The organism is Streptomyces sp. NPDC057002, assembly GCF_042673825.1.
Taxonomy (GTDB): Bacteria; Actinomycetota; Actinomycetes; order Streptomycetales; family Streptomycetaceae; genus Streptomyces.
The window spans coordinates 303,985-315,741 of the sequence record NZ_JBHURZ010000003.1 but is presented as its reverse complement, the minus strand read 5'-3'; the positions used below and the strand labels follow the sequence as shown (position 1 = coordinate 315,741).

Genomic DNA, 11,757 nt, shown 5'->3' with positions numbered 1-11,757 from the left:
CTGTCCCCACCCCCGCCCACCAGCCCTCCGGATGGCCCACCCCCGCTCCCCCGGGCACTGTGGAAACACACGACCACACAACGGGGGAACCGATCATGCGAACCGCCACAGCCACCGCCCTCACCCTGGCCCTCGCCGCGGCAGCGGCAGCACCCGCCACCGCCGCCACCGCTCCTGCCGAACAAAGCACCGACGGCCTCTGGCGCATGGACGGCTACGGCACTGTCCTCTCCCTCGACGGCGACACCCTCCAGGAGTTCCAGACGACATCCGTCAGCTGCATCGAGGGCGACACCGCCCGGCGCACCGGCCCTGGCGCGTACACGACCGACGACGGCACAGTGCTGACCGTCCGCCCCGGCCCGGGCCAGGACCGCGCCACCTTCGGCGCGGACAGTTCGGTCGGCCACCGCGCACTCCGGCGGATCAAGGAACTGCCCGCCGACTGCACCCGCCCCGCACCCAAGGACCCCCGCACCTCCTTCGACGTCTTCTGGCACTCCTTCGCCGAGAACTACCCCTTCTTCGCCGCGAAGGACGTCGACTGGCAGGAGATGCGGGACCGGTACCGGCCCCAGGTGCACAAGGACACCACCCGCAAGGAGCTCTTCGGGATCTTCAGCGACATGGTGCGGCCTCTCTACGACGCCCATGTCGCCGTCGAGGACGAGGACAGTGTCTTCGCCCAGGTCCGCCCTGGCACCGAGATGCCCACGGAGGCGCTGGACACCAAGGTCAAGAAGTTCGTCGTCGAGCGCGACCTGAAGGGCGCCCCGTACCGCCAGGACTTCGCGAACGGCCGCATCACCTACGCAGACCTCCCCGGCCGCGCCGACCAGGGCTACCTCCGTATCTCCGGCTTCGGTGGCTACACCTCCGAGGACGCCCCGTACCCCGCCCACGTCGCCGCACTCGACAAGGCCCTGGACACCATCCTGACCAAGGACCGCACCCAGCGGCTCAAAGGCCTGATCATCGACCTGCGCATCAACGGCGGCGGCTCCGACGCCCTCGGCATCCGCATCGCCGAGCGCCTCACCGGCAAGCCCTACGTCGCCTACGCCAAACGCGCCCGCAACCACCCCACCGACCCCACCCGGCACACCCGCCCCGAGCCCATCCGCGTCACCCCGGCCGACGGGCCCCGCTACACCGGCCCCATCGCCGTACTCACCTCAGGCTCCACCGTCAGCGCGGGCGAGACCTTCACCCAGGCCCTCATCGACCGCCCCGGCGGCACCATCCGCATCGGCCAGCCCACTCAGGGCGTCTTCTCCGACGTCATGGAACGCAACCTGCCCAACGGCATGACCGCGGTCCTCCCGAACGAGGAATTCCTGAACCGCTCCGGCCGGACCTACGACGGCACGGGCATCCCGCCCCACCTGACCGAACCGGTCTTCACGAAGGAGGAGTTCGCCAAGAAGCGGGACTCGGCGTTCGACCGCGCGGTCAATGTTCTGCGGAAGCGAGGTGCGGCAGCACCCGCAGCCACAGCCCACTGATTCGGACGAAGTCCAGGGGTGTCAGAGTGGGAGCCATGCGTCTGCTCCTCATCCGCCATGGCCAGACCCCTTCCAACCTCAAGCATCTCCTGGACACCGCGGCGCCGGGGCCGGCGCTGACCCCGCTGGGACAGCAGCAGGCAGCCGCCCTTCCGGCAGCGCTGGCCGGCGAGGAGATAGGCGCCCTCTACGCCTCCACCCTGCTCCGCACACAGCTCACCGCCGCGCCACTGGCGACCCGGACAGGGCTGGAGGTCCGTGTGCGGGACGGCATCCGGGAGCTGTCCGCCGGCGACCTGGAGATGCGGGGCGACGACCTCGCCATCGAGACGTACCTGAGCACGGCCTTCGCCTGGTCCGCGGGGAACACCGAGCTGCGCATGCCGGGCGGGGAGAACGGAGTGGAGGCCCTGCGCCGTTTCGACGCCGTGGTCGAGGAGGCGTCGGGCACGGGTGCCGAGACGGTGGCCCTGGTCAGCCATGGTGCCGTCATCCGTATGTGGGTGGCGGCACGGGCCGGGAACATCGACGTCGACTTCGCGTCCGCGCACGCGTTGCAGAACACCGGGGTCGTCATCCTCACCGGCACCCCCGCCGAGGGCTGGCGAGTGCGGGAGTGGGCCGGCCGTTCCATCGGCCCCGAGGCCGGCACCCCGGAAGAGAGCGGGCCCGCGGGCGAAGCAGTCGACTAACGTCCCAGTTCCGGGACGCCGGATACGAACCCCGTCCACGCGGTGAGGGAGAGTGCCAGTCGGGGGCCCTGCTCCTGCTTCGAGTCGCGGACGTGGATGGTGTGGGGGGCTATCGCGACCTCGATGCAGGAGTCGCCATCAGGGCCACTGCTGTAGCTGCTCTTGAACCACGCCAGTTCAGCGTTGCTGATCATGTCTCTCCCAGCAGTTGCTCGATGAAGGCCAGAGACTCCCGTGGGGGAAGGGCCTGAGCTCGGATGGTGCCATAGCGCAGTTCGAGAACCCGGATGTGCTTCGGATCAGTGGTCGGCCGACCGGTGAAAGCGCCGTCGGACCTGCCCACCGCAGCGCCGTCCCCGAATTTCAGCACCTCGATCCTCCCGTTCAGACCGGGATGGGCCTCGCTACTCGTCGGCATCACCTGAAGCCTGACGTTACGCAACCGCCCCACCTCCAGCAGACGCTCAAGCTGCTGACGCCAGACCATTGTGCCTCCGACCGGGCGTCGCAGCGTCGCCTCCTCCTGGACGAAGCTGAGCGAGGGCGCCGGCGACCGCTCGAACACGGATTGCCGGGCCATACGGGCGACCACCAGATGCTCCACCTCTTCAGGCGAGTACGCGGGCTGCCAGGACTCGAACAGGGCTCGCGCATGAGCCGGGGTCTGCAACAGGCCGTTGATGCTGATGCTCTCGTACACCCCGATCTCAACCGCCTGCCCCTCCAACTTGGCAAGCTCCCGCACCTTCTTCGGATACCGAACCCTCTTCACATCCTCCCAAGCCGCCGCGACGAGCCCACCCGCCCCCAACACCTCATCCGCCCTGACCAGATAGTCCTGCCGAGGGATCCGCTTCCCGCCCTCGATCTTGTAGACCATGTCCTCGCCGTACCCCACGGCCGTCCCGAACTCGCCGGCCCGCATCCCCACCGCCTCCCGCCGCAGCTTCAGCTGCCGTCCGACGGTCGCGATGACGGCGACACCCCACTCATCGTCGGGATCCACCTCCCAACCCGGCTCGTCCGCCTCGCCCTTGAGCCGCCCCGAGTCCGCCTCGACCGCCGTCACCCCACACCCCTCCGCCGTCGTACGACCGTGCCCAGCGCCCTACCCGTACGCCCGGCTCCGACAGCCCGGACACCACCGGACAAGCTCCGGACAGTCACCGTACGCACCCGCTGAGTCACTGTTCACGATAGACGTGCCCCGCCACTCTGAGTGACGTGAAGCAGCGATCCCCCGAACTCACCGCCCCCATCCGCAACTTCAGCCTCCAGCTGTCGCCGACCCCACGCGGCGCCCGCCTGGCCCGCCTCCTGGCCGCCGAGCAACTGCGCTCCTGGGAGTCGCCGTTGGACCCGGCAAGGCAGGTCGTCGCGGAACTGTCGGCCAACGCGGTGACGCACGGCCGCGTCCCCGGCCACGACTTCCCCACCGACCACTGGGGCGTCACCCCAGGACTGCCACCCCGCAAGACCGTCTGGGCCGAAATCGGCCTCGCACCGGAACCCAAGAACCTGCACTCCGGTGGCGCAGGCTGCCTCCCAGAAGGACCACAGAGGTGAAAGAACCCCACCAAGCCCCACCCCTCCTCCCGCCTGCGGGGCCGCCTCACTCGCGCGAGTGAACATCCCCAACTCAGCTGGATTCGGGAGCCATTGCCTGCCCTACGCTCAGCGCAACACAACCGCAGACATGCGACGGCCCCCGCCGGGACGGCAATCCCAGTGCGAGGGCCTGACCACCGAGGAAGGCTCAACTTCCTGATGGATACGCAGAACCCTAACGTGCCCGCGCACGCCCACACCCGGGTTGCCGCAAACAAGCACCCGAACCGGCGGCACCCCCACACCGGCCTGGTGCACGACAACATCCGCCACACCACCCGCTTCACGGTGATCGGCAACCACCTCGCCCAGCACCCGGAACTGTCGCTGCTCGCGATCGGGCTCGGCACGCACATCCAGTCGCTCCCCGTCGGCGCCCGCATCGACATCAAGTCCCTCGCGGCCCGCTTCCCCGAGGGCACGACCCGTATCTCGGCAGCCCTGCGCGAACTGGAGACCCACGGCTACCTGCGCCGCGAGCGCGTACGCGTCCCCGACGGCCGGATCATCACCCGCACGACCTCCTGCAACCAGCCAGGTCACAGCGGTACGGAGGCCCCCCGCCCGGCCCCGAGGAAGCGGACGAGGCCGCCCGGCAGCAAGCCCCTCCCCGCAGTACCGCAACCGGCCTGCACCGCCCCGGCCCTCCACCAGCAGGCCACGGACCTGCTCACCGGCCTCCGCCGCGAGGACCCCCGCCTCCTGCTCTCCGCGTGCGACACCGCCCACCTCGCCCCAGGCGTCGCCGCCTGGCTCGAACGCGACGTCACCCCGGCCGCCGTACGCCGGGCCCTGGCCGACGACCTGCCCCTGGAGCCCCTGGTCCGTCCGGTCGCCTTCCTGGCCCATCGCCTGACGGCCAAGCTCCCGCCCCTCCCGCCGTACCGCGCCCCCGAACCTCCACAGGCCGTCCCTCGCCCCCTCATGAACTGCGACGGCTGCGACCGTGCCTTCCGCGGCCCCGCCGGCGGCCGCTGCAGCGATTGCCGATCCGATTCCCCCGGAGGCCGCCTAGCATGAACGTGACGATCCTTGCCCCTGGGCACAGACGACGAGGAGCGAGCGCCATGACCATCGCCCCGGACGACGCGCGGCAGGGCGCCTCCCACCTGTACCGGGCCATGCGCGACTTCGTTCAGTCGGCGGACGACGACCTCCCCGGCAAGTTCGAGATCACCAAGGAAGGGATCGTCCTCGACATGATGTCGCCCATGAAGCCGCACGAGCTCACCGTGCTGCGCGTCCGCAAGCGCCTGGAAAAGGTGATGCCGGACGAGATCGTGGCGCACACGGGTGAACCCGACGTGGAGGACGAACCCGAGGGCATCATGCGCCGGCCCGATGTGATGGTGATCGCCGAGTCGGAGATGGAAGGAGAGGGCTCGTTCGACCCCCGGTCGCTCGTTGCCGCCGTAGAAGTCGTCTCCCGCTCCAACCCGGACAACGACTGGGTCACCAAGATGCGCGACTACCCCCTCATCGGCATCCCCGTCTACGCCGTCTTCGACCCCCGCACCGGCACCGGCACCGTCCTCACCGACATCCACGGCACACCGGACGGCCCCCGCTACGCCACCCGCAAGGACTTCGTCTACGGCGAGGACGTGACCATCGCCGACTGGACCATCGCGACGGACGGCCTGCCCCTGTACCGGGACGACGCCGCCCGGCACGGGTGAGCTCACACAGCCAGATACGACAAAGGGACCCGCACGACCGAAGTCGTACGGGCCCCTTCGAGCCACTCAGGTCAGTTGACCATCAAGCCAGTCCGAAGACTTACTTGTTGATCTTGGTGACCTGGCCGGCGCCCACGGTCCGGCCACCCTCGCGGATGGCGAACTTCAGGCCCTCCTCCATGGCGACGGGCTGGATGAGCTCCACCTTCATCTCGGTGTTGTCACCCGGCATGACCATCTCGGTGCCCTCGGGGAGGGTCACGACGCCGGTCACGTCCGTCGTACGGAAGTAGAACTGCGGGCGGTAGTTGTTGAAGAACGGCGTGTGGCGGCCACCCTCGTCCTTGGACAGGATGTAGGCCTGCGCCTCGAACTCGGTGTGCGGGGTGACCGAGCCCGGCTTGATGATGACCTGGCCGCGCTCGACGTCCTCGCGCTTGATGCCGCGGAGCAGCAGACCGACGTTCTCACCGGCCTGGCCCTCGTCGAGCAGCTTGCGGAACATCTCGATGCCGGTGACCGTGGTGGTGGTCTTCTCCTGCTTGATGCCCACGATGTCAACGGTCTCGTTGACCTTGAGGACACCACGCTCGATACGGCCGGTGACGACCGTACCGCGACCGGTGATCGTGAAGACGTCCTCGATCGGCATGAGGAACGGCTTGTCGACGTCACGCTCGGGCTGCGGGATGTTCTCGTCCACGGCCTTCATGAGCTCGAGGACGGAGTTGCCCCACTCCTTGTCGCCCTCGAGGGCCTTGAGCGCCGAGACCTTGACGACCGGCAGGTCGTCGCCCGGGAACTCGTACTCGGAGAGCAGCTCACGGACCTCGAGCTCGACGAGCTCCAGGATCTCCTCGTCGTCCACCATGTCGGCCTTGTTCAGGGCGACGACGATGTACGGAACGCCGACCTGGCGGGCCAGGAGCACGTGCTCCTTGGTCTGCGGCATCGGGCCGTCGGTGGCGGCGACCACGAGGATGGCGCCGTCCATCTGCGCCGCACCCGTGATCATGTTCTTGATGTAGTCCGCGTGACCGGGGCAGTCGACGTGGGCGTAGTGACGCGTCTCGGTCTGGTACTCGACGTGCGCGATCGAGATCGTGATACCGCGCTGGCGCTCCTCGGGAGCCTTGTCGATCTGGTCGAAGGCCGAGGCCTCGTTCAGCTCGGGGTACGCGTCGTGCAGCACCTTGGTAATGGCGGCCGTGAGGGTCGTCTTACCGTGGTCGATGTGACCGATGGTGCCGATGTTGACGTGCGGCTTAGTCCGCTCGAACTTCGCCTTCGCCACTGGGGTCCTCCTGTGGAGTGGTTCTGGTACGCCTTACTCATCGGCGCCAGGTGATCTTTGCTGGAAAGCCCGGGCCCGGGGCATTCTCACCACGTTTGTGACGGAATGCCCCTCAAGGCTCCGGAGTCAAGCCTACGGCGTGTAGACGCGGTGCGTTACTCGCCCTTGGCCTTCGCGATGATCTCCTCGGCGACGTTCCGGGGAACCTCGGCGTAGGAGTCGAACTGCATCGAGTAGCTTGCGCGACCCGACGTCTTGCTGCGGAGGTCTCCGACGTAGCCGAACATCTCCGAGAGGGGCACCAGGCCCTTCACGAGGCGGGCACCGGCCCGCTCCTCCATGGCCTGGATCTGGCCACGGCGGGAGTTGATGTCGCCGATGACCTCACCCATGTAGTCCTCGGGCGTGGTGACCTCGACGGCCATCATCGGCTCGAGCAGCACGGGGCTGGCCTTGCGGGCGGCCTCCTTGAAGGCCTGCGAGCCGGCGATCTTGAACGCGAGCTCGGAGGAGTCGACCTCGTGGTAGCCACCGTCGATGAGCGTGACGCGGACGCCCGTCATCTCGTAGCCGGCGAGGATGCCGAACTGCATGGCCTCCTGTGCACCGGCGTCCACCGAAGGGATGTACTCCTTCGGGATGCGGCCACCGGTGACCTTGTTCACGAACTCGTACGCGGCGTCGCCGCCCTCGATCGGCTCGATCGCGATCTGCACCTTGGCGAACTGGCCGGTACCACCAGTCTGCTTCTTGTGCGTGTAGTCGACGCGCTCGACGGCCTTGCGGATCGTCTCACGGTAGGCGACCTGCGGCTTGCCGACGTTGGCCTCGACCTTGAACTCGCGCTTCATGCGGTCGACCAGCACCTCGAGGTGAAGCTCGCCCATACCACCGATGATGGTCTGGCCGGTCTCCTCGTTGGTGTGGACCTGGAAGGACGGGTCCTCCTCGGCCAGGCGCTGGATCGCGACGCCCAGCTTCTCCTGGTCACCCTTCGACTTGGGCTCGATGGCGACCTGGATGACCGGCGCCGGGAAGTCCATGGACTCCAGGATGACCGGGTTCTTGTCGTCGCTCAGCGTCTCACCGGTGGTGGTCTGCTTGAGGCCCATCACGGCGACGATGTCGCCGGCGCCCACCGACTCGATCTCCTCACGCTTGTTCGCGTGCATGCGGTAGATCTTGCCGATGCGCTCCTTCTTGCCCTTCACGGAGTTCAGCACGGCGGTGCCGGACACCAGACGGCCGGAGTACACGCGGACGAAGGTGAGCTTGCCGAGGTGCGGGTCGCTCATGATCTTGAACGCCAGCGCGGCGAGGGGCTCGTCCTCCGACGGCTTGCGCGCGATGACCTGCTCCGGGTCCTTGACGTCGTGGCCCTCGATGGCCTCGACGTCGAGCGGGGTGGGCAGGTAGCGCACGACCGCGTCGAGCAGGGGCTGAACGCCCTTGTTCTTGAACGCGGTGCCGCAGAAGACAGGAGTGACGGTGGTGCCGTCGCTCTTGCCGGACGCGATGGTGATACGACGGATCGCGGCGTAGAGCTGCTCCACGGTGGGCTCGGTGCCCTCCAGGTACAGCTCCATCAGCTCTTCGTCGTTCTCGGCGACGGCCTCGAGCAGCTTGCCGCGGTACTCCTCGGCAGCCTCGGCGTGGGTGTCCGGGATGTCGACGGTGTCGTACATCTCGCCCTTGGTCGCCTCGGCCGACCAGACCAGGGCCTTCATCGTCACGAGGTCGATGACGCCCTTGAAGTCCGCCTCGGCACCGATCGGCAGCTGCATGACCAGCGGCTGCGCGCCCAGGCGGTCCGAGATCATGTCCACGCAGCGGTGGAACTCGGCACCGGTACGGTCGAGCTTGTTGACGAAGCAGATACGCGGAACGCCGTAACGGTCGGCCTGACGCCACACCGTCTCGGACTGCGGCTCGACACCGGCGACACCGTCGAACACCGTCACGGCACCGTCGAGCACACGCAGGGAGCGCTCCACCTCGACGGTGAAGTCGACGTGCCCCGGGGTGTCGATGATGTTGATGGTGTAGTCGTTGTCCTCGAGCGGCCAGTGACAGGTGGTGGCAGCAGAGGTGATCGTGATGCCACGCTCCTGCTCCTGCTCCATCCAGTCCATGGTGGCGGCGCCGTCGTGGACCTCACCGATCTTGTACGAAACGCCGGTGTAGAACAGGATCCGCTCGGTGGTGGTCGTCTTGCCCGCGTCGATGTGGGCCATGATCCCGATGTTGCGGACCTTGGCCAGGTCAAGTGAAGTGGTAGCCATAAGGCTTCAGTCTTCTCTCGGTCTCGATGTGGGTAGCGACTACCAGCGGTAGTGCGCGAAGGCCTTGTTGGACTCGGCCATCTTGTGGGTGTCCTCGCGCTTCTTCACAGCGGCACCAAGGCCGTTGGAGGCGTCGAGAAGCTCGTTGAGCAGACGCTCGGTCATGGTCTTCTCGCGACGGGCGCGGGAGTAACCGACCAGCCAGCGCAGCGCGAGCGTGTTGGCACGACCGGGCTTGACCTCGATCGGAACCTGGTACGTCGCACCACCGACACGGCGGGACTTGACCTCGAGGGTCGGCTTGATGTTTTCCAGCGCGCGCTTCAGCGTGATGATCGGGTCGTTGCCCGTCTTCTCACGCAGACCCTCCATGGCGCCGTAGACGATGCGCTCGGCGGTGGAGCGCTTGCCGTTCAGCAGCACCTTGTTGATGAGGGAGGTCACCAGAGGAGAACCGTAGACCGGGTCGATGATGACCGGGCGCTTCGGGGCGGGGCCCTTACGAGGCATTCTTACTTCTCCTTCTTGGCGCCGTAGCGGCTGCGGGCCTGCTTGCGGTTCTTGACACCCTGGGTGTCGAGCGAGCCACGGATGATCTTGTAGCGAACACCCGGCAGGTCCTTCACACGGCCGCCGCGCACGAGCACGATGGAGTGCTCCTGCAGGTTGTGTCCCTCACCCGGAATGTAAGCGGTGACCTCGATCCCGCTGGTCAGACGCACACGCGCGACCTTACGCAGGGCCGAGTTCGGCTTCTTCGGGGTGGTCGTGAACACACGCGTGCAGACGCCACGACGCTGAGGGGAACCCTCGAGTGCGGGCGTCTTGTTCTTCTCGACCTTGTCCTGCCGGCCCTTCCGGACCAGCTGCTGGATCGTAGGCACTACTTCTCCGGTTTCTGTGTGCCGAATGGTGAAGCTAACCTGGAACGTCGCCGACCCACGCGGTCGGGTGTGTCGAATCCCGCGGACTCCCGCCGCGAGGCAGAAAGAAGCGCAGATTGCGGTGGCCGGTAACAGCTCGCGATGCGGTTGATGGCACGCACGAGAGCCAGGGCACACCCCAGGCACAAGGTCTGAGCGTACCTATCGCATTCGCTGCGGTCAAAACAAATGGGCATCGCCCGCATGGTTATGCGGAGCATGTCAAGACCCCAGGCCGTTCAGCCCGCCGTTCAGCCCGCCGCGATGGACACCACCGTGAGCAACACCAGGACGAGTGCCCAGCCCGCCGTGGACAACCATCCGAGCACCAGCCCGGTCAGCGCGAGCCCGTCCCCCAGCTCGCCCCGGCTGCGGATCTCGGCCCTCGCCACGTGCCCCAGAACGACGGCCGGGATCCCGGTCAGCCCCATCGTGGGCACACACAGCAGACCGCATACGCCCGCCGCGACCGCCTTCCCGTTCGTCGCGGGCCGCGGCACCGGCAGGAACGTCCGAGGCACGGGCACGGGCACGGCACCGGCCGACTGCGGCACCGGCCCCTGCGGCAGGTCCGCGACGAGCAGCGCCAGCTCCCCCACGGTCCGGGCCCCGTACGCCCGCGCCACCCGCTTCTCGAACTCGTCCTGCTCCATCCGCCCCTCGCCGTATCCGGCTCTGAGCACGTCCACGGCACGCTCGCGGTCGGCGTGCGAGGCGAGCATCGACGGTGCGCCGGCGCCCTGCCAGGGCTGCCAGGACGGATAGGGCGGCTGCGACACGGAGTACCTCCCCGGGAGCCTGAGTCCTTCCATGATGCTCCGAAGGGACGCTTCCGGCATCGGTGCGCCCGGGGCGAGGCGCCGTTCGTCAGCCACGCGGCCGAATCACGCCCGTTTCCTCCATGGTCGTTTCCAGTACGTTGACGCCAGTACGACGCCTGTACAGGGCAGGCATCGGCACAGGTGAACGCGGGGGTCGGCGGGATGACCGGGGGGCAGGCACGCGCGTGGGACGACGACGGCGTCCCCTTCCTCGCCCGGCTGGAGCGGGAGGACCGCGCCGCCCTGCTCGCCATCGGCCGCCCCCTCGGCTACCGGGCCCGCGGCGTCATCCTGCACCAGGACGAGCCCTCGGCCCACGTCCTGCTCCTCCTGCACGGCTGGACGAAGGTCACGGCGATCGCCGCCAACGGCTACGAGGCGCTGCTCGCCCTGCGCGGCCCCGGCGACATCATCGGCGAGGGCGCGGCCCTCAGCGGCCGCGGCCGCTCGGCGACCGTGACGGCCCTGGAGCCGGTCGAGGCGGTCGTCATCGACCAGAACCGTTTCACCGTGTTCGTCTCGGACCACCCCCGGGTGGCACTGCACCTGCTGAGCCTGTCCACGGACCGGCAGCGGTCGACCGACCGTCGCCGGCTGGAATGGGCCGCGCTGACCGTGCGCGAGCGGCTGGCCGTCCTGCTGCTCGAACTGGTGCGCACACACGGCAGCCGGACGGACGAGGGCGTCGAACTCACCATCGGGCTCAGCCAGCAGGAGTTCGCCGGTTCCGTGGGCTCCTCGCGCGAGGCGGTGGCCCGGCTCCTCAAGGAGCTGCGGGACCGGCAGGTCGTCGCCACCCGGCGCCGCCGCATCGTCGTACTCCGCCCCGACGTACTGCGCCGTATAGCCGGCGAAGCCTCCGCCTGACGCACATCCCCGCCCGCCGTTCCATGCACACGGTCACATTCCGTCCGTGTCATCGGCCCTCCGGCGCTCGCCCGCGACCCGCCATC

13 protein-coding genes are annotated in these 11,757 nt (G+C 68.2%); 6 read left to right on the top strand and 7 right to left on the bottom strand.

Annotated features, from left to right (window positions below):
• Window positions 1-95 precede the first annotated feature (95 nt).
• Both ACFT32_RS15860 and ACFT32_RS15855 read left to right on the top strand, forming a co-directional pair.
• A complete protein-coding gene (locus tag ACFT32_RS15860; RefSeq protein WP_382489351.1) occupies window positions 96-1,505 on the top strand; it encodes a S41 family peptidase in 1,410 nt (469 codons plus the stop codon).
• A gap of 35 nt (window positions 1,506-1,540) precedes the next feature.
• A complete protein-coding gene (locus tag ACFT32_RS15855) occupies window positions 1,541-2,197 on the top strand; it encodes a histidine phosphatase family protein (RefSeq protein ID WP_382489349.1) in 657 nt (218 codons plus the stop codon).
• Here ACFT32_RS15855 and ACFT32_RS15850 read toward each other — a convergent pair.
• Both ACFT32_RS15850 and ACFT32_RS15845 read right to left on the bottom strand, forming a co-directional pair.
• Window positions 2,194-2,391, bottom strand: coding sequence for a DUF397 domain-containing protein (locus tag ACFT32_RS15850; RefSeq protein ID WP_382489347.1), 198 nt, complete (start codon window positions 2,389-2,391; stop codon window positions 2,194-2,196). The genes ACFT32_RS15855 and ACFT32_RS15850 overlap by 4 nt on opposite strands.
• Window positions 2,388-3,266, bottom strand: coding sequence for a helix-turn-helix domain-containing protein (locus ACFT32_RS15845; RefSeq protein ID WP_382489345.1), 879 nt, complete (start codon window positions 3,264-3,266; stop codon window positions 2,388-2,390). The genes ACFT32_RS15850 and ACFT32_RS15845 overlap by 4 nt, the downstream gene beginning before the upstream one ends.
• Window positions 3,267-3,421: 155 nt before the next feature.
• On the opposite strand from ACFT32_RS15845, the gene ACFT32_RS15840 reads away from it, so the two are divergent.
• From ACFT32_RS15840 to ACFT32_RS15830, 3 genes are all read left to right on the top strand, one after another.
• Window positions 3,422-3,763 carry a hypothetical protein gene (locus tag ACFT32_RS15840; RefSeq protein WP_382489344.1) on the top strand — a complete coding sequence of 114 codons (342 nt, stop codon included), beginning with the start codon at window positions 3,422-3,424 and terminating at the stop codon, window positions 3,761-3,763.
• A 201-nt stretch (window positions 3,764-3,964) separates the two neighbouring features.
• Window positions 3,965-4,825, top strand: coding sequence for a helix-turn-helix domain-containing protein (locus ACFT32_RS15835; RefSeq protein WP_382489343.1), 861 nt, complete (start codon window positions 3,965-3,967; stop codon window positions 4,823-4,825).
• Between the two features lie 47 nt (window positions 4,826-4,872).
• Window positions 4,873-5,484, top strand: coding sequence for a Uma2 family endonuclease (locus ACFT32_RS15830; protein ID WP_382489341.1), 612 nt, complete (start codon window positions 4,873-4,875; stop codon window positions 5,482-5,484).
• A gap of 100 nt (window positions 5,485-5,584) precedes the next feature.
• On the opposite strand, the gene tuf is transcribed toward ACFT32_RS15830, so the two are convergent.
• From tuf to ACFT32_RS15805, 5 genes are all read right to left on the bottom strand, one after another.
• Window positions 5,585-6,778 (bottom strand): elongation factor Tu, encoded by a 1,194-nt coding sequence (gene tuf / locus ACFT32_RS15825; protein WP_184591468.1) that lies wholly within the window; start codon window positions 6,776-6,778, stop codon window positions 5,585-5,587.
• Between the two features lie 155 nt (window positions 6,779-6,933).
• A complete protein-coding gene (gene fusA / locus ACFT32_RS15820) occupies window positions 6,934-9,060 on the bottom strand; it encodes an elongation factor G (protein ID WP_184591469.1) in 2,127 nt (708 codons plus the stop codon).
• A gap of 39 nt (window positions 9,061-9,099) precedes the next feature.
• The gene (rpsG, locus tag ACFT32_RS15815; RefSeq protein ID WP_003992340.1) at window positions 9,100-9,570 is read right to left on the bottom strand and encodes a 30S ribosomal protein S7; all 471 of its coding nucleotides are present in this window, start codon (window positions 9,568-9,570) and stop codon (window positions 9,100-9,102) included.
• A 2-nt stretch (window positions 9,571-9,572) separates the two neighbouring features.
• Window positions 9,573-9,944, bottom strand: coding sequence for a 30S ribosomal protein S12 (gene rpsL / locus ACFT32_RS15810; protein ID WP_003948652.1), 372 nt, complete (start codon window positions 9,942-9,944; stop codon window positions 9,573-9,575).
• Between the two features lie 290 nt (window positions 9,945-10,234).
• Complete coding sequence (locus ACFT32_RS15805; RefSeq protein ID WP_382489339.1) at window positions 10,235-10,762, bottom strand: DUF1707 and DUF4190 domain-containing protein; 528 nt, start codon at window positions 10,760-10,762, stop codon at window positions 10,235-10,237.
• A gap of 204 nt (window positions 10,763-10,966) precedes the next feature.
• Here ACFT32_RS15805 and ACFT32_RS15800 point away from each other — a divergent pair, with 204 nt between their 5' ends.
• Window positions 10,967-11,671 (top strand): Crp/Fnr family transcriptional regulator, encoded by a 705-nt coding sequence (locus ACFT32_RS15800; RefSeq protein ID WP_382489337.1) that lies wholly within the window; start codon window positions 10,967-10,969, stop codon window positions 11,669-11,671.
• Window positions 11,672-11,757 lie beyond the last annotated feature (86 nt).

Coding starts and splice junctions, on each gene's coding strand:
- ACFT32_RS15835 (WP_382489343.1), top strand. CDS start 3,965: ATGGATACGCAGAACCCTAACGTGCCCGCGCACGCCCACACCCGGGTT.
- ACFT32_RS15830 (WP_382489341.1), top strand. CDS start 4,873: ATGACCATCGCCCCGGACGACGCGCGGCAGGGCGCCTCCCACCTGTAC.
- ACFT32_RS15800 (WP_382489337.1), top strand. CDS start 10,967: ATGACCGGGGGGCAGGCACGCGCGTGGGACGACGACGGCGTCCCCTTC.
- ACFT32_RS15855 (WP_382489349.1), top strand. CDS start 1,541: ATGCGTCTGCTCCTCATCCGCCATGGCCAGACCCCTTCCAACCTCAAG.
- ACFT32_RS15860 (WP_382489351.1), top strand. CDS start 96: ATGCGAACCGCCACAGCCACCGCCCTCACCCTGGCCCTCGCCGCGGCA.
- fusA (WP_184591469.1), bottom strand. CDS start 9,060: ATGGCTACCACTTCACTTGACCTGGCCAAGGTCCGCAACATCGGGATC.
- rpsG (WP_003992340.1), bottom strand. CDS start 9,570: ATGCCTCGTAAGGGCCCCGCCCCGAAGCGCCCGGTCATCATCGACCCG.
- ACFT32_RS15850 (WP_382489347.1), bottom strand. CDS start 2,391: ATGATCAGCAACGCTGAACTGGCGTGGTTCAAGAGCAGCTACAGCAGT.